Annotated in this window: 17 protein-coding genes, 2 tRNA genes and 1 pseudogene; 10 read left to right on the plus strand and 10 right to left on the minus strand. The window is 52.8% G+C overall.

The window, feature by feature from the left end; all coding sequences use genetic code 11:
- The first annotated feature begins 47 nt into the window (after positions 1–47).
- Positions 48–1,240, plus strand: a pseudogene (locus OGV93_RS19765) (MFS transporter).
- Between the two features lie 98 nt (positions 1,241–1,338).
- Here OGV93_RS19765 and OGV93_RS19770 read toward each other — a convergent pair.
- Complete coding sequence (locus OGV93_RS19770; RefSeq protein WP_019076706.1) at positions 1,339–1,809, minus strand: GNAT family N-acetyltransferase; 471 nt, start codon at positions 1,807–1,809, stop codon at positions 1,339–1,341.
- A gap of 248 nt (positions 1,810–2,057) precedes the next feature.
- Between OGV93_RS19770 and OGV93_RS19775 the strand changes: the two genes are divergently transcribed.
- From OGV93_RS19775 to OGV93_RS19800, 6 genes are all read left to right on the plus strand, one after another.
- Positions 2,058–3,038, plus strand: coding sequence for a GlxA family transcriptional regulator (locus tag OGV93_RS19775; protein ID WP_287110037.1), 981 nt, complete (start codon positions 2,058–2,060; stop codon positions 3,036–3,038).
- A 78-nt stretch (positions 3,039–3,116) separates the two neighbouring features.
- Positions 3,117–4,127: a type I glyceraldehyde-3-phosphate dehydrogenase gene (gene gap, locus OGV93_RS19780; RefSeq protein WP_287110038.1), complete on the plus strand. Its 1,011-nt coding sequence runs from the start codon at positions 3,117–3,119 to the stop codon at positions 4,125–4,127.
- 267 nt (positions 4,128–4,394) lie between these two features.
- On the plus strand, positions 4,395–4,877 hold the full coding sequence (locus OGV93_RS19785) for a glutathione peroxidase (protein ID WP_016152944.1): 483 nt from the start codon (positions 4,395–4,397) through the stop codon (positions 4,875–4,877).
- Positions 4,878–5,076: 199 nt separating this feature from the next.
- Positions 5,077–5,153, plus strand: a tRNA-Val gene (locus OGV93_RS19790).
- A gap of 4 nt (positions 5,154–5,157) precedes the next feature.
- Positions 5,158–5,234 (plus strand) — tRNA-Val (locus tag OGV93_RS19795).
- A 198-nt stretch (positions 5,235–5,432) separates the two neighbouring features.
- Positions 5,433–6,155 carry a substrate-binding domain-containing protein gene (locus tag OGV93_RS19800; RefSeq protein WP_287110153.1) on the plus strand — a complete coding sequence of 241 codons (723 nt, stop codon included), beginning with the start codon at positions 5,433–5,435 and terminating at the stop codon, positions 6,153–6,155.
- On the opposite strand, the gene OGV93_RS19805 is transcribed toward OGV93_RS19800, so the two are convergent.
- The 4 genes from OGV93_RS19805 to puuE all read right to left on the minus strand — a co-directional run bounded on the left by OGV93_RS19805 (position 6,142) and on the right by puuE (position 10,375).
- Positions 6,142–6,894 (minus strand): ABC transporter ATP-binding protein, encoded by a 753-nt coding sequence (locus OGV93_RS19805; protein WP_131379233.1) that lies wholly within the window; start codon positions 6,892–6,894, stop codon positions 6,142–6,144. The two genes, OGV93_RS19800 and OGV93_RS19805, sit on opposite strands and share 14 nt — an antisense overlap.
- Positions 6,891–7,895: a FecCD family ABC transporter permease gene (locus OGV93_RS19810; RefSeq protein WP_131379231.1), complete on the minus strand. Its 1,005-nt coding sequence runs from the start codon at positions 7,893–7,895 to the stop codon at positions 6,891–6,893. Before OGV93_RS19810 ends, OGV93_RS19805 begins: the two co-directional genes overlap by 4 nt.
- Positions 7,882–8,937: an ABC transporter substrate-binding protein gene (locus tag OGV93_RS19815; RefSeq protein ID WP_131350623.1), complete on the minus strand. Its 1,056-nt coding sequence runs from the start codon at positions 8,935–8,937 to the stop codon at positions 7,882–7,884. Before OGV93_RS19815 ends, OGV93_RS19810 begins: the two co-directional genes overlap by 14 nt.
- 175 nt (positions 8,938–9,112) lie before the next feature.
- Positions 9,113–10,375 (minus strand): 4-aminobutyrate transaminase, encoded by a 1,263-nt coding sequence (puuE, locus tag OGV93_RS19820; RefSeq protein ID WP_019076699.1) that lies wholly within the window; start codon positions 10,373–10,375, stop codon positions 9,113–9,115.
- A gap of 106 nt (positions 10,376–10,481) precedes the next feature.
- On the opposite strand from puuE, the gene pdxR reads away from it, so the two are divergent.
- Positions 10,482–11,957: a MocR-like pyridoxine biosynthesis transcription factor PdxR gene (gene pdxR / locus OGV93_RS19825; protein WP_287110043.1), complete on the plus strand. Its 1,476-nt coding sequence runs from the start codon at positions 10,482–10,484 to the stop codon at positions 11,955–11,957.
- Positions 11,958–12,004: 47 nt separating this feature from the next.
- Here pdxR and OGV93_RS19830 read toward each other — a convergent pair whose 3' ends face one another.
- The 4 genes from OGV93_RS19830 to OGV93_RS19845 form a co-directional block, all read right to left on the minus strand.
- A complete protein-coding gene (locus OGV93_RS19830; protein ID WP_287110045.1) occupies positions 12,005–13,213 on the minus strand; it encodes a cytochrome c in 1,209 nt (402 codons plus the stop codon).
- Between the two features lie 3 nt (positions 13,214–13,216).
- The gene (locus OGV93_RS19835) at positions 13,217–15,109 is read right to left on the minus strand and encodes a flavin monoamine oxidase family protein (RefSeq protein ID WP_287110046.1); all 1,893 of its coding nucleotides are present in this window, start codon (positions 15,107–15,109) and stop codon (positions 13,217–13,219) included.
- A gap of 88 nt (positions 15,110–15,197) precedes the next feature.
- Positions 15,198–15,671 (minus strand): ester cyclase, encoded by a 474-nt coding sequence (locus OGV93_RS19840; RefSeq protein WP_052733163.1) that lies wholly within the window; start codon positions 15,669–15,671, stop codon positions 15,198–15,200.
- A gap of 11 nt (positions 15,672–15,682) precedes the next feature.
- Positions 15,683–17,110 (minus strand): gamma-aminobutyraldehyde dehydrogenase, encoded by a 1,428-nt coding sequence (locus OGV93_RS19845; protein ID WP_016152934.1) that lies wholly within the window; start codon positions 17,108–17,110, stop codon positions 15,683–15,685.
- A gap of 315 nt (positions 17,111–17,425) precedes the next feature.
- On the opposite strand from OGV93_RS19845, the gene OGV93_RS19850 reads away from it, so the two are divergent.
- Both OGV93_RS19850 and OGV93_RS19855 read left to right on the plus strand, forming a co-directional pair.
- Positions 17,426–18,151 carry a FadR/GntR family transcriptional regulator gene (locus tag OGV93_RS19850; protein ID WP_016156385.1) on the plus strand — a complete coding sequence of 242 codons (726 nt, stop codon included), beginning with the start codon at positions 17,426–17,428 and terminating at the stop codon, positions 18,149–18,151.
- 24 nt (positions 18,152–18,175) lie between these two features.
- Positions 18,176–18,874: a cache domain-containing protein gene (locus tag OGV93_RS19855; RefSeq protein ID WP_016152932.1), complete on the plus strand. Its 699-nt coding sequence runs from the start codon at positions 18,176–18,178 to the stop codon at positions 18,872–18,874.
- A gap of 21 nt (positions 18,875–18,895) precedes the next feature.
- Here OGV93_RS19855 and OGV93_RS19860 read toward each other — a convergent pair whose 3' ends face one another.
- Entirely contained in the window at positions 18,896–20,377 is a 1,482-nt protein-coding gene (locus OGV93_RS19860) for an APC family permease (RefSeq protein ID WP_016152931.1), read from the minus strand.
- Between the last annotated feature and the right edge of the window lie 82 nt (positions 20,378–20,459).

The following is a 20,459-nucleotide window of genomic DNA, read 5'->3' on the forward strand; positions in this document are numbered from 1 at the left end:
CCGGACTGCGCCTGAACCTGGCCGATTCGATATTAAGAGATCTGATAATGTCCACAGTAAGACTAAAACCGCATTACGAAAAAAAGCATGCGCATTGGGGGGCGTGTTTGCCATGACGCTGTGCGTGTTTGTGCTGATCGCTTCCGAGTTTATGCCGGTCAGCCTGCTTACGCTTATTGCCAGTGATTTACACATTACCGAAGGGCTGGCTGGCCAGGGAATTGCAATCTCTGGCGCGCTGGCGGTCATTACCAGCCTGACTATCTCCCATATTGCCGGAGATCTGAACCGAAAACATCTCCTGCAGGGGCTGACGGTTTTAATGGCCATATCGGGGATAGTCGTCGCCCTGGCACCCAGCTACCCGGTTTATATCCTGGGGAGGGCCCTGCTTGGGGTGGTCATTGGTGGATTCTGGTCCATGTCTGCTGCAACCGCCATTCGGCTCGTTCCGCAGCATCAGGTTCCCCGCGCGCTGGCGATTTTTAACGGTGGGAACGCGCTGGCTACCGTTGTAGCGGCACCGCTTGGCAGCTATCTGGGGATGACCGTGGGCTGGCGAGGGGCTTTTTTATGCCTCGTTCCCCTGGCTATAGCCGCGTTCATGTGGCAGTGGGTCAGCCTGCCATCGATGGAAAACGATAAAAAACAAAAATCCCAGAAATCTATGCATCATCTGTTCCGCATCACCATTGTCCCTGCGGGACTCCTGGCCTGCGGGCTCTTCTTCATGGGGCAGTTTGCCTTATTTACCTACGTGCGCCCCTTTCTTGAAACCGTAACCCGCGTAGGCCCTTCTGGTCTCTCTCTGATTTTGCTCGCAATAGGCGTGGCGGGTTTTGTCGGCACACTGGCCGTATCAATATTCCTGAACACATGTTTTTATAAAACTTTAATCATGATCCCCCTGCTTATGGCAGCGACTGCCGGGGCGTTACTGCTGGTTGGACACAGCATCTGGGCTGTTGCCGTATTGCTCAGCCTGTGGGGACTACTAGCAACGGCTGCGCCAACGGGATGGTGGACATGGATAGCGCGGGCACTACCCGAAGATGCAGAGGCGGGTGGTGGCTTAATGGTTGCGGTGATCCAGCTATCAATTGCACTGGGTTCAACGGCAGGTGGGTTGGTATTCGACACTCTGGGATGGCGCAGTACTTTTGGCTTGAGTGGTTTCTTACTTCTGGCGGCGGCAGCAATGACGATTGTCACATCCCGTCAAAACAGCAAAGCAAACTAGAACTATCCATTCATTTCTGGCGTGCTCTCTGTCATGGCATACGGCAGAGAGCCGAGTGTCCGCCCTCGCTGATCGCGGACCTTTAGCCCCGTTATCTTCTATTTTTTCACCAAATATTTTCGCATCAGTGCATTTTGTAATGTCACTCCGCGACAGGCAGGAAACCCACGTTCCACAACATGAAAACCGTGTCGTAGAAAGAACGCCTCCGCAGCCTTACTGACATTTGAAGTCAGTTCGCCAATTCCACGTTGTCTGGCTTCTTCATGAATGCGATTCATCAATAGTGTCCCTACTCCCTGTCTCGGGTAGGTTCCCGAGACAAAGAAATGGTCAATGTACCCATTTGGCTGAACATCTGCATATCCAGCTATTTCACCATCCACTTCAACAACAAAGGGGCGTAATTCTTTCATATGATTGGCCCATTGTTCCGGGTCGATATCCGTTGGGGCCCACGCATCTATTTGTTCCTGTGTGTAGTAATGTGATGCGAGGGTATGTACAGAAGATAAAAAGACGCTGAATAACGAAATTTCATCTCCATTACTAAACCTTCTGATTTTCATAAGACCTCGTCAGGAGAGTGACTTGTAGAACAAGTCCATTTTTGGTGCAGCGGAGCGTCAGCTCCTCGCGGTGAGTTTAATGGGTCAATGCAACGCTATTCTTAATCAAGGGAGATGCCCAGGCAACGCCGTTGAGTCAACATCAAACCATCGACCAGTGGCGGTAATGTCGCTGTGCCACGGGTAAGACTTTTTCCATTTGAGTATGTAACATTGACTTATTGTGTAAAAAGATTACTTTTCAGGACATGAAGAAGATACTCATTATTGTTCCCGATGGCGGTATGCTGTTTGAGTCCGCCGGTATTGCCGACATTCTGATGCAGGCCAGTCGCCTGCATCCCAAAGGCGCTACGGAGACGTGTTACCAGGTTCAGTTAGCGACAACGCAACCGCATCAGGTGATCCATGGTCAGTCCGGCCTAAATCTACTGGCAGATCACCGCCTGCATGAGATAGATCCTCGCGAACCTCTCGATACCATCATCATCACTGGCAGAGGTCAAAGCCCGCAGGAAGGGATTGCGGTGGTTGACTGGCTACGCCTTGCCGCTCCCCACGCCCGCCGCATTGCATCCATTTGCGGCGGCGCGATGCTGCTGGCAGAAACCGGGCTGCTGGACGGCCGACGAGCCACCACCCACTGGAAGCTACTGGAAACCATGCAGGCAGAATTCCCAAAGGTGCGCGTCGAAAGCGGTCCGCTCTATATCCAGGACGAACACATCTGGACATCAGGTGGCGTCAGTTCCGGCTTTGACCTGACGTTAGCGTTAGTTGAAGAGGATTACGGCTTCAGTCTGGCGCGCGACGTCGCTCAGGATTTCGTCATGTACCTGCGCCGTCCCGGGGGACAACTCCAGTTTAGCCGCTACAACCTTCAGCAGACCAGCACCCTGGGCCCGATTAACGATCTGCTCGCCTGGCTGCTTGAGAACCTCACCGCCGATCTCAGTGTGGATAAACTGGCGGAAAAAGTCGCCATGAGTCCGCGTAATTTCACCCGCGTGTTTACCCGAGAAACGGGCGCATCACCGGCACGCTACGTGGCCGAAGCCCGTCTGGCCGCTGCCCGACAGCGTCTGGAGCAGACCAACGAGACGCTGGAGCGTATCGCCGAACAAACAGGATTTGGTAGCAGCATTAACCTGCGAAGGCTGTTTGAAAAACAGCTTCACCTGACGCCTGGTGAATATCGCCAGCGCTTTCACTGTCGTAAAATGGCGTAAAGTGATCCTTTTTTGTCATTTACGCCAACACGTGACCGGCCTAAATTTACTCCAGAGACAACAGATAAGGAGTTCATCATGGTAAAGGTCGGTATTAACGGTTTTGGCCGTATCGGACGTAACGTACTGCGTGCTGCACTGGGTAACCCGGAGATCCAGATCGTGGCAATCAACGATCTGACAGACAGTAAAACGCTGGCGCATCTGCTGAAATACGACTCGCTGCTCGGTAAACTCGACGCCGATGTCACCGCCGGTGAGGGGCAGTTGGTGGTTAACGGTAAATCCATTACCGTGTTCAGAGAACGCGATCCAGCCAACATCCCATGGCGTCAGCGTGAAGTCGATATTGTCATTGAAGCAACCGGCTTCTTCACTGAACGTGACAAGGCGGCGGTGCATATCCACAGCGGTGGCGCAAAACGAGTGATTATCTCCGCCCCTGGTAAGAACGATGATTTAACCATCGTGATGGGCGTTAACGATCACCTCTATTCCGCGGATAAACACTTTGTCGTTAGCAACGGTAGCTGCACCACTAACGGTCTGGCACCTGCCGCACAGGTTTTGCACCAACATTTCGGCATTAGGCATGGTTTGATGAATACCACCCACGCCTATACCAACAGCCAGGCGCTGCACGACCAGCCGGAAAAAGATCTTCGTGGTGCCCGCGCCGCTGCATTGTCGATTGTGCCCTACTCCAGCGGTGCCGCGAAGGCGCTTGGCAAAGTCATCCCGGAGCTGGATGGTCGCTTAACCGGTTACTCGCTGCGCGTACCGGTTCCGGTGGTGTCCATTGTCGACCTGACCGTAACGCTTGAGCGGGATGTTACAGCAGAGGAGGTCAATAATGCGTTTCGTGACGCCGCCGCGACAGGGCCACTGAAAGGGATCCTCGGCTACAGCGATGAACCGCTTGTCTCAAGCGATTACCAGGGTGACCCGCGCTCATCCATCATCGACGGCCTGTCAACGCTGGTGATTGGCGGCAATATGGTCAAAATTCTGGCGTGGTACGACAACGAATGGGGATTCTCTAATCGCCTCGTCGACCTGGCAATGCTAATGGCAAGGCACGAACGTTAATCCCCTGCTCTCACACTCTCTCTAAATCCACGCCAGGCGTGGATTTTTTTATATCTGTTACGTGTTTGTCCCAGTGACAATCGCCCACAACGTCACGTCCCCCATTTTTAGTCGTCACCTAACGATGCTGCTGGGGTGACGCGTTTAAAAAAATTAGCGATAACCCGACAAAATAATAAATCGGCATCACTTTAACGGTCAGTTTATTAATCAGACAGTTGCGACCATAATAAAATGAGTAATGCGATCTTATTTGAGGATTCCGGCATGATCACCTTTTATCAACTTACAGCCACCCGTCTGCATGGTGAGCCCGTCTCTATGGCCGACTACGCTGGCAAACTGGTTCTGGTGGTCAATACTGCCAGCCATTGTGGCTTCACGCCGCAATATGCAGGCCTCGAAGCGCTTTACAAGAAGTACGCCGCGCAGGGTCTGGTGGTGCTTGGTTTCCCCTGCAACCAGTTCGGTAATCAGGAGCCCGGCGGGGCCGACGAAATCTCGCAAACCTGTCACATCAACTACGGTGTGAGCTTCCCGATATTTGAGAAAGTGGAAGTCAACGGCGCGGCTACGCATCCGGTGTTTCGTTACCTGAAAAACGAATTACCCGGCGTGCTGGGTGGGCGTATCAAGTGGAATTTCACTAAGTTCCTGATCGGACGTGACGGCAAACCGCTCAAGCGTTTTGCGCCGTTCACTACCCCTGAGAAAATAGAAACCGCGATCCTTGCTGCGCTTAAAGTCTGAGCGCACCTGTCATTCAAACCGTCCCCATTATGCCCCAGCGCACTGTCTGAATAAAAAACACGCTGCAAAATCAACAAAATATAATCAACTTGCTTAATTACTCTGCAATCGCGTGAGTTCAGGAAGAAAAATGCTATTTCCCTCTTGCCTCATTCGGTCTGTGCCGCTAATATTCGTCCCCGTTGTCACCTACAACGTTGCGTTCATAGCTCAGTTGGTTAGAGCACCACCTTGACATGGTGGGGGTCGTTGGTTCGAGTCCAATTGAACGCACCATCTTGCGTCCGTAGCTCAGTTGGTTAGAGCACCACCTTGACATGGTGGGGGTCGGTGGTTCGAGTCCACTCGGACGCACCAAATTATTTCTATGATTTGGTGCTATTTCCCTTCGTTACTCCTCATAATTTCTTTTTATTCCCCTGTTCGTAACCTTAAGCTTAATCATTACTCCGTATGATGCTGGCACAAAGCGATGCGCCAAAGCCTTCTAAACGCTATGCTCAGCGCGTATCATTTATCCTCTTCGCAAACCTTTTTCGCCAGAGATCGGATACCATGCCCTCTTCCATTATTCTGTTTGCCGCGGGCAGTTTACGCCTGGCATTTGCCCCTTTGATAAGCCAGTTCTCGCGCCATAGCGGAATAGACGTGAAGGTGGAATATGGTCCGGCCGGTTTATTACGCGAGCGTATTGAAGCCGGTGAACCGTGTGCGCTCTTTGCCTCAGCCAATCGGGAGCACCCGCAACGCCTGCTGGCTTTGCAAAAAGCTGTCCTCACGCAAACCTTTAGCTGGAATCAACTGAGTCTGGTCAGCAACCGAAACGGAGCCTGGCTGGATTTGCTCCGCGACCCAACGCTACGAATAGGTACATCCACGCCCGGCTGCGACCCTTCCGGAGACTATACCTGGGCATTTTTCGACAATATGGATGTAGTGGATCCAGGACTCGGACAACAGCTTAGGGCGCGCGCCATCCCGCTGGTTGGTGGGCGTGATACGGTGAAAATCCCGTCTGGTGAACTGGCGAGCGCCTGGATCCTTCGCCAGGGACTGGCCGATCTGTTTATCGGCTACGCGCATTACGCGAAAACGCTGCGCGCCCAACCCGACGTGCATTATGTAGCTATCCCTGATGAGCACAATATTCGCTGCGAATACCAACTGGCGGTGCTCGACGCATCCAACGAGGTGATGGCGCTGGTTAAATTCATGCTCTCCAACGGCGGTCAGGCGTTTCTTACCGCCGCCGGGTTTATACCTCTTAACGACGAATAGAAAACAGCGGTGCGATAAACGGCGTCGGGTGGTTCTCTACACTGAGTTTTCGCAGCGGTAAGCCATAGGCCTGGAACAGATTATCTTCCGTCACAATGCTGTCCGTTGGCCCTGCCCGCCATTTTCCTTCAGGGAGCAGCAGCAAAGTATGGGTGGCTATTTGTAACGCATGCAGCGGATCGTGGGTCGAAAAAAGAATGCTGCATCCCTGTAGATGGGCCAGATCGCTGATGAGCTGAAGCACCACCTGCTGATTGGCGAGATCCAGCGCGGAGCACGGCTCATCAAGCAGCAGCGTTTGACACTCCGTCACCAGCGCCCGGGCTATCATCACCAGTTGCTGTTGCCCCCCGGAAAGTGAGCTAAACGAGTGGGAAGCAAGCTGGGCAATATTTAACTGCTCCAGCGCCTGGGTCGCTCTTAGTTGATCCTGCTGGCTGGGTTGCGCAAAAAGCTTCACGTGCTGTGCCCGCCCCATCAGCACCACGTCGCTCACCGTATAAGGAAATGGCAGGTGGCAATGCTGCGCCACAATCCCGATCCCGCCGTCAATTTCAATGCTGCCGTCCAAAGCTGGTAGCGTGCCGGTTAGCGTATCGAGCAGCGTACTTTTACCCAGGCCGTTACGTCCCAGCACAGCCCAGATCTCACCTTTCTGGCAACTGAATGTAAGCGGCTCAAATAGCGGCGCGCGATACCCATAGGTAAGCATATTTACACGCAATGCGGCAGGTTTCATGATATCTCCCGGCGGCTGGAGCGGATGAGTAAAAAAGCAAACAGCGGCGCGCCGAATATTGCGGTGATGATCCCAAGCGGTATCTCCGCGTGCATCAGGGTACGGGCAATATCATCCACCACAATCATAAAACCGCCTCCCATCCAGAAGGCGCACGGCAGTAGACGCCGATGATCAACCCCCACCAGCAAACGCGCCAGATGCGGAATAACCAACCCAACCCAGGCGATACTGCCGCTGACCGCTACCTGAGCGGCGACTAAACAAGCGCAGCACAGCAAAACGCTGCGTCGCAGAGGAACCACCGCGACGCCTAACGATCGGGCATCTTTATCATTGAGTGATAACAGGTTTATCCGCCAGCGTAGCTGGTACAAAACTGTCGCAGCGATACCGACTGGAATCGCCAACAGCAGAACTTTATGCCAGTTAGCTGTCGCAAAGCTGCCGAGCAGCCAGAACACGATATTGGGTAACGTTTCTTCGGTATCAGCCTGATACTGAATCAGGCTTACCAGCGCGGCAAAAAAACCACTCAAAATGATACCCGACAGGATCAACACCAGCGTATTCTCCAGCCCCTGCAGCGCAGCAATGGCATACACCAGGATCAGCGCCGTCAGACCGAAGAAAAACGTTGAACCCATCATCAGCCAAGGCGACAGGCCGAGCAGAATAGCCAGCGTTCCGCCAAAAGCGGCCCCGGACGTCACGCCAATAATATGCGGGTCGACCAGCGGATTATGAAATACCCCTTGCAGCGTCGCGCCACATAACCCCAACGCACCACCCGCCAGCAGCGCCATCAGAATTCGCGGTAGCCTGACCGTCCAGATAACCTGACCGGCAATCCCTTCAGCGTCGCTATAGTGCATCAGGTGATAAAAGACTTCGCTTAACGACAGCGGATATTGTCCGAGGCACAACGAACCAAGGCCCAGCAACAGGACCGTCGCGATTAAGAGTGGTTGCTGGAGTAAAATGCGCTTACTTAACTGCATCAGGCTGCCAGTTCACACGATAAAAACGCTGATAGTAGTCTTGCGCCTGCGCATCAACATCCACGTCTTTATAGGCGTCCGGGTACAGTTTTTTGGCCATCCACAGCTCACCAATCGCCAACGCTTCTGGCATCGGATAGCCCCAGGCTTTGGCGTACTCAGGCATCAACCAGACGCGATGATTTTTCACCGCATCAATCCCCTGCCAGTTAGGATCGTTTTGGATCTCCGTTACCACCTGCGGGTAGCGATCCTGAACAAAAATTACCTGCGGGTTCCACGCCAATACCTGTTCCAGCGCAACCTGACGGGCGCCTTTTACACTGGCAGCCGCCACGTTTAGCCCACCCGCGTGCTGCATCATGAGTCCCGTGTACTTCCCGGAGCCGTAAGTCATCAGGTCGGGGTTAGCCATATAAATACGGACTTTTTGCGCATCCGGGATTTTTGCGACCGGCGCATTGAATTTTGCCCGCGCAGCAAATACGTAGTCGATTAACGTCTCAGCTTGCGGTTTGCGCCCCACGACGTCCGCAATCAGGCGAATCCCCTGCTTTAACCCTTCGTTGTAGACCTGCTCTTCATCGGCCATGGTCGGGTTCATTTTATTCTGTTGCCCGGCTGCATCCTTGCGCAATGAGATTGCCACGACCGGAATACCGGCGTTCTGAATCTGCTGGATCATCTCCGCAGGCGCATAGTTGGCGACAAAAACCACCTGTGGATGAATCGCCAGTAGGCTTTCGATATTCACGCTGGTGAGATCGCCCGGCGTCGGCAATGTGGCAATTGTCGGCATAAAGCGCGCAAACTCAGGCCCGAGCTGTTTTTTCCAGCTCGACATCACGCCAATAATGTCCTGCTGAGCATTAAGCTGGACCAGAATATTCAACGTCTGGTGTTGCAGCACGACCACTTTGTCGACGTGGTCCGGAATCGTGACCTGACGACCAAGCTGGTCGGTGATCGTACGGTCGGCCTGGGCAGAAAACGCAAACAACATGCTGGCGCATACCAGCACAAAAGAGCGGAAAGTTAACATGGGATACCATCTGGATAGCGGAGTAAAAACGATGTGTATTAAATTATATAACGATATGACAGGCAACCCATTCGCGATAAATACCGCACGACACACGAGGAAGATCAATTTATGCCGACAAAAAAGCCGACGGTGATGACCACCGTCGGCTGTGGGTAACACCAGGACTAACGGATTATTTGGTTGCCGCTTTAATGATATCGAGCGCTTTGACGAACTGATCCTGCGGGATCGTCAGCGGATAAAGGAAACGAATAACGTTGCCATACTGACCACAGGTCAGCAGCAGTAATCCTTGCTCAAGGGCTTTCTTCTGCACGCGTTGTGCGGCGGCTGCGTTGGGTTCTCCCGTCGCTGCATCACAGAATTCAGCGGCGATCATAGAGCCTAAGCCGCGCACTTCGGCCAGTTCAGGACACCCGGTTTGCGCGTCAGTCAGAGTGGCGCGCAGTTGTTCGCCAAGAGCTGCCGCACGCTGGCACAGCTGTTCATCACGAATAATATCCAGCACCGCATGAGCTGCCGCAATTGACAGCGGGTTTCCGGCGTAGGTTCCGCCCAGACCACCCGGCGCAGGCGCATCCATAATTTCAGCTTTGCCCACGACGCCAGACAGCGGCATGCCGCCTGCAAGGCTTTTTGCCATAGTCATCAGGTCAGCTTTGTCAGCGTAGTGGTCCATCGCAAACAACTGGCCTGTACGGGCAAACCCGCTTTGCACCTCATCGGCAATCATCACGATGCCATGCTCGTCGCAAATACGGCGGATGGCAGCCACAAACTCCGGCGGCGCCACCACGAAGCCCCCTTCGCCCTGGACGGGTTCGAAAATAATCGCCGCGACCTGGGTGGGATCGATATCGGCTTTAAACAGGCGCTCAATCGCTTTGATGGAGTCCGCCGTAGAAATCCCCTGCAACTCGCAAGGATACGGTGCGTGGTAAACGGAGCCAGGGAACGGGCCGAACCCTTTTTTATACGGCGCCACCTTGCCGGTTAACGCCATCGTCATGTAGGTACGCCCATGAAAACCGCCGCCAAAAGCAATAACGCCAGGACGGCCGGTATGTGCGCGCGCAATTTTCACCGCATTTTCGACCGCTTCAGCCCCGGTGGTGAAGAATGTGGTTTTGCGCTTGCCGTCGATTGGCGCAACGGCGTTGATTTTCTCCGCCAAAGACACATAGCTTTCGTACGGGACAATCTGATAAGCCGTATGGGTAAAAGCCTGCAGTTGCGCTTCGACTGCCTGCACCAGGCGAGGATGACGGTGTCCGGTGTTCAGCACGGCAATCCCGGCGGCAAAATCGATGTACTGATTGCCTTCGATATCGGTAATTGTGCTGTTTTCTGCTGACTGGGCATAAAAATCACACATTACACCCACGCCACGCGGGGTGGCATCCAGACGACGTTGTTGCAGGTTTTTATTGTTCATTCTCTACACCTTGTCCATTAATACATTTAGGTTGAATTACCCTTTAAATTTAGACGCCATCTGGTACTTTAATCGAGAGCCAAATCGTTTTATTTTAAGGATCCAAATGCGTTCACTTGCCGGAGATGTGATCAAGCAGGCATTTAGCCAGCAGACCGATGAAAAGCTGCATCGTCGCCTGTATGCCGCCATCTGCAGTTGCATCCTCGAAGGTAGCCTGAAACCGGCTACCCGAATGCCTCCGTCGCGTGACCTGGCAGGCGAACTGACGCTATCGCGCAATACCGTCCTGCGGGTTTACGAGCAATTGCAGGCCGAAGGTTATATTTCCGCGCGCACCAGCAGCGGCACATTTGTCACCGACAGCGTGCTGGACAATCTCGACCTGCGTCCCCACAAAGAGCCCGTTGCCGCCACACTGGAGGATCACACCCGCTTATCTGCCCGCTGCCTTGAGCTGCTGGGCCATGCCAGCGCCAGCCCCCGTCAATGGGGCGCATTTATTCCAGGCGTGCCTGATGTGGAGCATTTCCCTCACCGGGTGCTCAAAAAAATTCAGGATCGGCTGGCGAGACGGTTGCGCCCGGAGTTTCTCACGTACGATGCCGCAGGCGGCGTGACTGAGCTGAAAGAAGCACTGGCAGACTATCTGCGCACCGCACGCGGGGTGCGGTGTTCACCGGAGCAAATTCTGATTACTGAAGGTATTCACCAGGCGCTGGATCTGGTGACCCGGACGCTATGCAACCCGGGGGATAACGCCTGGATTGAGGAGCCGGGCTACTGGGGAATCAAAAATATTCTGCGCATCAATGCGGTTAACTTTTCGGCGATCCCGGTTGATGAACAAGGCATGGTGCCGCCAGAGGCTGGCGAATCCGCGCCAAAGCTGATTTTTGTGACACCGTCACATCAATATCCGCTCGGTTCGGTAATGAGCCTCAACCGCCGTCGGGCACTTCTCTTTCGCGCACGTGAAACGCGAAGCTGGATAGTGGAAGATGACTACGACAGCGAGTTTCGCTTTTCCGGCCAGCCAATTCCATCATTGCAGGGACTGGAAGAAGAGACGCCGGTCATCTATATCGGGACATTCAGTAAAACACTCTATCCCGCACTGCGGCTCGGTTATGTGGTACTGCCCAAACCGCTCGCCGCGCCGCTGAAGAAGGTTCATAACGACCTCTATCGTGGTGGACATTTGCTGATTCAGGCAGCGCTGGCGGAGTTTATCCGCGAGGGTTACTACGCGGCGCACATTCGTAAAATGCGCCAGTTGTACAGTCGTCGCCGCCAAACCTTGGTGGAGCTTATCAGCCGCCAGTTGGGCGAGCAGTATCTTGGCTCCTTCAGCAGCAACGCCGGGCTGCATATGATTCTACAGTTGCCCGTCGGGAGCGATGACGTTGTCATTGCCCAACAGGCAAATGCGCAAGGGCTGCTGGTGCGCCCGCTGTCTCGCTACTACGTGAATGAAGAGAAACGCAGCGGCCTGCTGCTGGGATATGCCAGTATTGAAGAGCATGAAATGGCGGCGGCGTTTACCCGACTGGTGGGTATTATCAGAGTAAACGCCGTTTAAGCACTGCCGGATGGCGCTGCAAGCACCTTGTCCGGCCGACATGCTGTTTAATGTGACGCTTTTTTAATCCCTGCCAGGTCCTCCTGGCTCACTTCGCCATTCCCTTCTCCCCAACTTTTACGCACGTAATTAATCACGTCGCGCATTTCGTTGTCGCTTAACATGCCACCGTAAGCCGGCATCTTAAAGGAGACGCTGCCACGCGTTGTCGGTGTTTCTGCGCCGTGGGCAATCACTCTGAATAGCGGCGTCGGGTCATCAACCATCACCAGCGGATTGTTGATCAAAGAAGGTGCGTTATCATCCGTACCTTTCCCCTCCAGACCGTGACAGGTTGAGCAGTAGCTGTTATAGGTCACTTTGCCCGCCTCGGGTGAATTCGACCAGGACACCGTAGTTGCCGCTGCGCGCACCGTTTCAGGCTTCACGCTTTTCAGGCTCAGCAGATATTGCGCGATCGCCGTGGCATCGTCATCGGTCAGGTACTGTGTACTCTGCGTAACGACTTCAGCCATCGAACCTGAAACCGCGGCATGCTTGCTTTTACCGGTCAGCAACAGCGATTTTAATTCCTGCTCAGACATTCCCGTGCCGCGCAGCGAAGGCGCATACCAGCCGTCGATCATCGCGCCGCTCAGGTACTCGGCATCAGCATTGGTATACGCTTTTTCGTTCATCGCCATGCCTCTCGGGGTATGGCAAGAACCGCAGTGTCCGGGACCTTCCACCAGATAAGCGCCCCGTTTTACTAACGCAGCGTTGTCATCCGTTTTTGCACGCTCTACAGCCGTCGCTGGCGCGTCGGTAAACAGCCAGTTCCAGATATGCAGCGGCCAGCGGGCGGAGAGTAGCCACGGAATGGCATTCTCTTTATTGGGCTGCGCAGAGGGGGTGACATCATGCATAAAATAGCGATACAACGCCTGTACATCGTCATCAGAAAGTTTCGCGTAAGAGGGATAAGGCATGGCCGGATAGAGCGGATGACCATCTTTAGCAATTCCCTGACGTACGGCCTTGTCAAAATCCTCGTAGGAGTAATTACCAATACCCTGGGTCTTGTCTGGGGTAATGTTGGTCGAATAAATATCCCCTACCGGAGTAGGAAACTTTTTGCCACCCGCCATCGCTGCCCCCCCTTCGGTGGTATGACAGGCCACACAGTCAGAGATACGGGCGATATATTCGCCATTAGATTCCGCTGCACTCACAGAGGCGGTAAACAAACAGGCGGCAAGAACGGTTACGTTACGCATAGATCACCCCATATCCTTGAGTTCATTAACCGCACGCCATGCCTGGTCGATGGCCGTATGGGCATAAGCGCCCCAGTCAGAATCGGAATTAGCGATGGCAATGCGACCAACTGGCTGACGCGCCCGCTCGATAATTTCTGGCATTTTATCCATATCATCGAACAACGCGTTGGCGTAATACGCATAGCCATGCGCCCAGCGGTTAACCGTAATGGCGGAGATATCGCGTTGATTATCAAAGCCCGTTGAGCCAAACATTTCCTGCAACTGGGAGCGAATCATCTCCTCATGCGTCGCAAATGTGGTCCCCAGTAAATACGCTCGCCCCAGACGGAATTGCTCTCTGGCCGACAGATTACTGCCCGGATAAGTAGGCACATAGACCATGTGAATGACCATCGGATCGTCCGGTGAGGCCGGGTGTTGATACCCGCCGATGCTGACCGGATAGTCGAGCTTAATCCGGCTGTATGGTGCCGCCGGAGAGTAAAATTCATGCACGCCAAGCTGTTTGAACGCCTGCCAGTTTTTGACCACCACGTTGGTGTACACCAGCGGTGCCTTCACGTTCAGTTTGAGATCCGCCTGCTGCTGTTCCGGCATCTCAGGCACCAGATACGGGATCATCATGTTATAGCCCGCCATGATGGTGTTTTTACCGCGCACGCGATGCATTTTGCCGTCACGCAGATAGGTCACCACCACGCCATCCTTTGTGTTGGCCGCATTAATCACCGTGCTATTCAGACGCAAGCGCGTGGTGTTTTCCGGCAGATCCAGCTTTTCGTAATGCATTCTGGCAAGGACAGAGTCTTCCATCGTGTTACCCGGTAGCGCATCCGGCAGCATATACCTGACTAACAGTCGGGCCAGCCCGGCGTTACCGTCAGGGAAATGGTAAACATACGGCTCTTCGAGGTCGGCCAGCGACTCGCCGTCCAACGGCGGTATTCCCAGCGCCTCCATGCCGGGTAATGCGCACGCCCTGGCATCGCTACAGGAAATGCCTTCAATGCCGATGGCGAAGAAGTCATTAGAACGCTGCTGAAAATAGAGCAGCGCCATTTTGCTCAAACCAACTTTTGTGGCCAAAAATTCACTGTAGCTGTGGGTATCCAGCCATTCCATTTTCTCATCGACCGTCATGCCCGGAAGATAGTCGCCAGGATGGACGTGCAGGTCGATCAACGCCTTTCGGTCGTGCTCACTTAGCGGAAAATCATTGATAAAGTCTTCAATTTTACGGCCATTTAGCCTGTTCGGCGGGATATCATCAGATACCGCGCGCCCCGGATCGCCGCTGACGATTTTTGTCTCGCCAAAATTCTTTTTGTCGAAGAAAACACCGCGACTGAGCTGCCAGTCGGGGTAGAAGTTTACGTCAAAACTCTCTTTTAACCGCGTGACGCTGACGCCCACGGTTTCCATCAGTTTTTGCACCTCAGGGCTGAAATTGTGCGCGGGCGACTGGAATGCTTCGCTACCGCCATAGCCGAGTAATTTCTTACCTGAGCTCGTAAATTCGTTACGTTTGGCGTGTCCGCCAAAATCGTCATGGTTATCGAGGATCAGGATCCGGCTATTTTGCCCGGCAAGCTGACGCCAGAAACAACCGGCAGCCAGCCCGCTAATACCGCCGCCCACAATCACCAGATCGTACTCTTCCTCAACGGGCAGAGCGTTTAAATCAAAATGTTTATGCTCGCGGCCTACTGCATGCGCCATTTCAAACGATCCAGGATGATTACCCCGCAGCCCCGTCAGCCCTGGCGGATAATAATTTCCATCTATAAATGCGTTTCCCTTTCCTGCCGCCCTGACCCATTCCAGCGGGGTAAGCCCCGCCGCAATAGTCACCGCGACGCCGTTGAGAAAATCACGTCTGGTAATTGCCATTAACTTTTTTCCTTATTGCTACACACTGCCCTAAATACGACACAAATAAGAGATGTCCCCCTTCATAGTAATAAAGGGGTATAGCCGACTATTTCCCTGGCTTTAACTCTTCATCCAGTTTTTTAGAATCATAATAATCACCCTGCCAGGTGATTTTACCTGCTTTAACATGAATATAGCTGACACCTTCAAATTTTATCGGATTATTTGTCGGCGGACTCCCTGCCCATTCGCCACTATTTTTGCCTGAAAATTCCCAACGAAACGCCACGGTATCTTCGTCGTAAACGGGTTTGCCGACCATTTTCCAGCTCAGATCTGGCACCGCCTTAATAAAGGCACCGATAACGTCTTTTTCAGCTTTTTCTCTGCCATTTATCGGTTCGCCAGCGGCGGCATCATAATAGACTGCGTCATCAGCAAGATATTGCGCGGCTCGCGAAGCATCGTGTGCATTCCAGGCCGCCATGTACTCTTTAACGGTATTCAGCGATGTGCTTTCTGCGAGGCTATAGCCCGAGAACATCACGAATGAAAGCACCGCTATGTTTAATGTTTTCATCGACATCCTCTCTATTCAGAAATGTCACACATGATATGTTTCACCCGGGTATATTCTTCGAGCGAGTAGGATGAGAGATCTTTGCCATAACCCGATTTTTTGAACCCGCCGTGCGGCATTTCGGCGCACAAAGGAATGTGATTGTTAATCCACACGGTGCCAAAATCGAGGTCAATGCTGAAGCGCTGTGCGCGACCATGGTTACTGGTCCAGACGCTGGCGGCCAGACCATATTCCACATCATTCGCTTTGTGTAGTCCCTCTTCATCAGTCGAAAACGGTTGAATAGTCATTACCGGTCCAAATACTTCATGCTGAATAGCTTCGTCATGTTGATGCAATCCGGAGACGATCGTCGGCTCAAAATAGAAGCCCGGACCTGGCCCGGCACGCCCACCCGTTTCAATTTTTGCATGTGCCGGTAAACGCGCAATAAAGCCTTTCACCTGCTCCAGTTGGTTTTTACTGTTCAATGCGCCATATAGCGCAGCCTGATCCGCTGGCGGTCCAAATTTAATACTCTTCGTTTTCTGAACCAGCTTTTCCAGGAATTCAGCGTAGATGGATTGTTCGACCAGAATACGCGTAGCCGCCGTGCAATCCTGGCCGGCATTGAAGAAGCCTGCCGTGGTGATCGTCGCGATCGCCTTGTCCATATCTGCATCAGCAAACACCACCGCAGGCGCTTTCCCGCCCAATTCCAGATGCGCCTTGGTCAGGTTCGCCGCTGCCGAAGCCGCAACCTGTAGGCCCGCTCGGACCGAACCGGTAATCGAAACCAGTGAGGCCTTCGGGTTTGAAACCACCAGCGAACCGGTGCTGGCTTTACCTAATACGACGTTAAACGCCCCTCTTGGGAACAACGGCGCGGCCAGTTCAGCCAACAGCAGCGTGCTGACCGGCGTGGTGTCGCTGGGTTTTAATACGACCGTATTGCCTGCTGCCAGCGCTGGCGCAATCTTCCATACCGCCATCATGAACGGGTAGTTCCATGGCGTGACTTGTCCAACGATACCCAGCGGTTCACGGCGGATAGTCGAGGTAAACCCAGCGGAATATTCCCCTGCCGCTTTCCCTTCAAGACAGCGCGCCGCACCGGCAAAAAAGCGGATGGCATCGCAGGATGCCGCGATCTCTTCCTTCTCAATAAAATGGCGAAGCTGACCGGTCTCCTGACTCTGCGCGTTCACCAGCCGCTCAACGTTTCGTTCAATCTCATCTGCCAGCTGCAATAACGCCTTTTGCCGCTGTGCCGGCGTCGATTTTCGCCAGATGCTAAACGCCGCCTCCGCCGCCGAGTAGGCCTGCTCCACCTCTTCCGCATTAGCGTTGGGTGATAATGCGTACGTTTCGCCGTCGACCGGACTCACCAGTTCGAAGGTATCTTCGCTACGACCTGCTACATATTGCCCATTAATAAAATGCTTCAGGGTTTTCATGTCTGTCTCCTGCCCGTTAATACATAAAGAATCTTATGTAATATATATATTGTAAAAGATTTTCAAATGCGCAACATTGACACTATGATAAGCCTCGCATTTTTAACTTAATTTTTACATTTTCGGGATAAGGCTTTTCATCGTGAGCCGAGGCTTTATGCTCAGCTCATCATGAAGTTATCGGGACACACATCCGCTTGTGCAGTGACGTTGCGCATAGGCATGTAAAATAACTCGGCCATTCTTACCTTCCTTGCCTGACGGGCATGTGTTAAAAATGGTCGTTGTTTCAGGGAATTGAGTGCAGAAAAGATTATGATTACTCACGCGGTCATATTTGCGCCTATCGGGCAGGTCAGTCGTTCAGACCAGATAGTGCAGCGCCTGTCAAACGCCATTATCACGGGGTTGCTGGAGCCAAAAGAACAGCTCCCCAACGAAACTGATTTGGCAAAGATGATGGGTGTCTCACATATCACTATCAGAGAAGCGCTAAACACGCTTCGGGCTAATAATCTTATCCATACGGTTCGTGGTCGTAATGGCGGGAGCTTCGTTTGCGAAAATATTGATGGCAAAAACAGCGCCCTGCATCCGTTCAAAGCGATCAGTACGGATTATCTTTCTGACCTGGGCGAAATGCATTGCGCCATTATCAGCCATAGCGCAAGGCTGGCTTCCAGACGGATGACCGGCGCGGATATCGCCAAATTTCGCGAGTTTGTTGAGGTGCTCAGCAAGGCAAACTCACCAGAGCTGATGACCCAGGCCGATATGCGCTGTCTACTGGCGATAGCTGCCAGTTCACATTCGGCGCGACTGGCCAATCAGGAGCTGCAGGTCCAGGCTGAATGGGCATCGCTGGTGGCGATACTTTATCGCGCAGACAACATTCATGCCGAAATTATTGCGCTTTACTCGGCACTGGCCGATGCGCTGGCAGCTCACAATGAGGCAGAATCCGTGCAGCTTGCCACACGGATCATCGACACGTTTACCTATTACCTTATTGAAAAAAAGCTGAAATATAACTCGAACTGACAATCAGTGAAGGCAGGACAGACAATGAGCTCTTCGACATCCTTAAGCGCATTAATTCGTAAGATTGATGATATTACCGCCTCTACCGTAGATTCTACCGTTGCGCTGGCGAGGAGCATCCATGAGGCGATTTCCGGGGTGCAAAAGGCCTCAGCAGAAGTTGTCCTCGATCCATCGGTGAGATCTACCGTTCAGCAACACATCAAGCGCACCCTCAGTAACAATCATTACTGTTCAGGGGCCGGGTTCGCCAGCCATATTGAGAGCACTGCCACCACAAAAGAGTATTGGCTGCTGGAATGGTGGTATAAGAAAGATAATGGTTTGAGTCAGGCGCACCTCGATTTAGATCAGGCCACCCAGCAACGCCTGGATTTCAGAACCTTCGAGTGGTTTAAGCACTCACCTCCGGCAGGAAAAGCCTATATCCACGGTCCCTACGTCGACTATATCTGCAATATTTCCTACACCCTGACCTCGGCAGTGCCGATCTACTACAACGATCAGTTTCTTGGCGTTGCCGCCGTCGATCTGCTGGTCAGTCAGATAGAGGCCGAACTGCTCTCCTGCGCTCATCCTGACTATGTCATTCTGACCAATCTGGAAAACAGAATTATCTTTTCCAGCTGGCCACGTTTTCGCGTGGGTGAATTACTCTCTCCCGCAAACAGTACCGTTGTTTATCAGAGCGACTACTTTATCCTTTATCACTATCAAAACTAAGGGCCCGAAGGCCCTTAGTGTTTAGTTATCCTGCCCCATATTCAGCTTGTTAGCGTAGGCAATGGCGTCGTTTTCCGGTGCCGCAGAGCGACCAAACGGTCGGGTCAGGAACATATAGATAAGCCCGGAGCCAACGACAATCGCCAGGCCGAACAGTACCGTCCAACGGTCGATGAAATCGCTGCTGTCTGCCGGTTGCGCCAACAACCAGATCCCACACAATCCATAGGCTAGCGCCAGCACGTTCACAATCACGCCCCAACCGCCAATGGTCCACTCCCCGGCCGGTTTCCAGCCTTTCAGGCGCTGGCGCAGTGCGGCAAGCACAACCATCTGGAACGAGATATAAATACCGATGACGGCAAACGCGGTAATACGCGACAGATTGTCTGGCTGGAAATAGACCCAAACGCAGATGATGACTGGCAGCAGACAGCTAACAACCATCGCATTATCCGGAACACCATTTTTAGAGATCTTTGACATCCACTCACTTCCCGGCAGCATTCTGTCGCGGGAGAAAGAAAAGATAAGACGGCTTAACGCAGCCTGCAGAGACAAAATGCACGACAGCATCGCCACAATCGCGACGATGATAAAGATAGTTGCACCAGTTTCACCAAGAGCTTCATTAAGGATGGCCGGAATCGGGTCAGACGTTTTGCCATTCACGATACTGACCAGATTTGGTGAAGCCAGGAGGTATCCCATGACGGAAATAATCGCCGAAATCGCGCCAAATACGATGCTCAAAATCATCGCAACCGGGATCTTTTTACTTGGATTCTGTACCTCTTCCGCAACGTTACCGCAGGCCTCAAAGCCAAAGAACATAAACAGCCCCATCAGCGCGGCAGACATAAACGCGGTGGAATAGCTGCCGTCATGCGCCAGCACGCCCATCGAATCAAAAATTACGGAGAATGGCTGCGAACGGTGGAATATCAACAGATAAATTCCCAGCGCAATCACGCTAACGATTTCACACCAGAAGCCAATTTTTGCGACCCGAGCCAGATTTTTAGTCCCGGACATATTAACAGCCATCATTAAAAGCAGCAGCAGGACGGAAGTCGCCAACATAGTGGCTGGCGTCTGACCATAGTGGAAGAGCGACTCAACAAATGTTGAAGTATATTCCGCGATTGACGTAATGGTGACCACCAGTGCCCACAGGTAAATCCAGGCAGCGATCCACGCATATTTCTTGCCCCATAACCTTCTGGCCCACGGATAAAGCCCGCCGGTTATCGGATACTGGGAAGCCACCTCACCAAACACCAACGCCACCAAAAGTTGTCCACATGCGACGATTAAAATCCACCAGACTGCGGGCGGCCCCGCCAGCGTTACGGCCAGTGCAAACAGCGAATAGACGGCGGTAAGCGGCGAAAGGTAGGTAAAACCCAACGCAAAGTTTGAAATAAGACCGATCGAGCGATTGAACTGTTCTTTGCCATCTTTTTGAAAATTATCGTTTTTCTTATCAGGTGTCTGTTCCATATAGCTTTCTCTTTTGTGGAATAGTCGCAGGGTTGAACAATTAATGTATAAAAGATATTAAGTTATATGTATAGTGATTTTG

The organism is Citrobacter sp. Cb031, from assembly GCF_030336725.1.
GTDB classification, from domain to species: domain Bacteria; phylum Pseudomonadota; class Gammaproteobacteria; order Enterobacterales; family Enterobacteriaceae; genus Citrobacter; species Citrobacter braakii.

Coding starts and splice junctions, on each gene's coding strand:
- OGV93_RS19845 (WP_016152934.1), bottom strand. CDS start 17,110: ATGAAAACCCTGAAGCATTTTATTAATGGGCAATATGTAGCAGGTCGT.
- OGV93_RS19805 (WP_131379233.1), bottom strand. CDS start 6,894: ATGAAACCTGCCGCATTGCGTGTAAATATGCTTACCTATGGGTATCGC.
- OGV93_RS19855 (WP_016152932.1), top strand. CDS start 18,176: ATGAGCTCTTCGACATCCTTAAGCGCATTAATTCGTAAGATTGATGAT.
- gap (WP_287110038.1), top strand. CDS start 3,117: ATGGTAAAGGTCGGTATTAACGGTTTTGGCCGTATCGGACGTAACGTA.
- OGV93_RS19775 (WP_287110037.1), top strand. CDS start 2,058: ATGAAGAAGATACTCATTATTGTTCCCGATGGCGGTATGCTGTTTGAG.
- OGV93_RS19840 (WP_052733163.1), bottom strand. CDS start 15,671: ATGAAAACATTAAACATAGCGGTGCTTTCATTCGTGATGTTCTCGGGC.
- OGV93_RS19770 (WP_019076706.1), bottom strand. CDS start 1,809: ATGAAAATCAGAAGGTTTAGTAATGGAGATGAAATTTCGTTATTCAGC.
- OGV93_RS19850 (WP_016156385.1), top strand. CDS start 17,426: ATGATTACTCACGCGGTCATATTTGCGCCTATCGGGCAGGTCAGTCGT.
- puuE (WP_019076699.1), bottom strand. CDS start 10,375: ATGAACAATAAAAACCTGCAACAACGTCGTCTGGATGCCACCCCGCGT.
- OGV93_RS19785 (WP_016152944.1), top strand. CDS start 4,395: ATGATCACCTTTTATCAACTTACAGCCACCCGTCTGCATGGTGAGCCC.
- OGV93_RS19810 (WP_131379231.1), bottom strand. CDS start 7,895: ATGCAGTTAAGTAAGCGCATTTTACTCCAGCAACCACTCTTAATCGCG.
- OGV93_RS19800 (WP_287110153.1), top strand. CDS start 5,433: ATGCCCTCTTCCATTATTCTGTTTGCCGCGGGCAGTTTACGCCTGGCA.
- OGV93_RS19860 (WP_016152931.1), bottom strand. CDS start 20,377: ATGGAACAGACACCTGATAAGAAAAACGATAATTTTCAAAAAGATGGC.
- pdxR (WP_287110043.1), top strand. CDS start 10,482: ATGCGTTCACTTGCCGGAGATGTGATCAAGCAGGCATTTAGCCAGCAG.
- OGV93_RS19815 (WP_131350623.1), bottom strand. CDS start 8,937: ATGTTAACTTTCCGCTCTTTTGTGCTGGTATGCGCCAGCATGTTGTTT.
- OGV93_RS19835 (WP_287110046.1), bottom strand. CDS start 15,109: ATGGCAATTACCAGACGTGATTTTCTCAACGGCGTCGCGGTGACTATT.
- OGV93_RS19830 (WP_287110045.1), bottom strand. CDS start 13,213: ATGCGTAACGTAACCGTTCTTGCCGCCTGTTTGTTTACCGCCTCTGTG.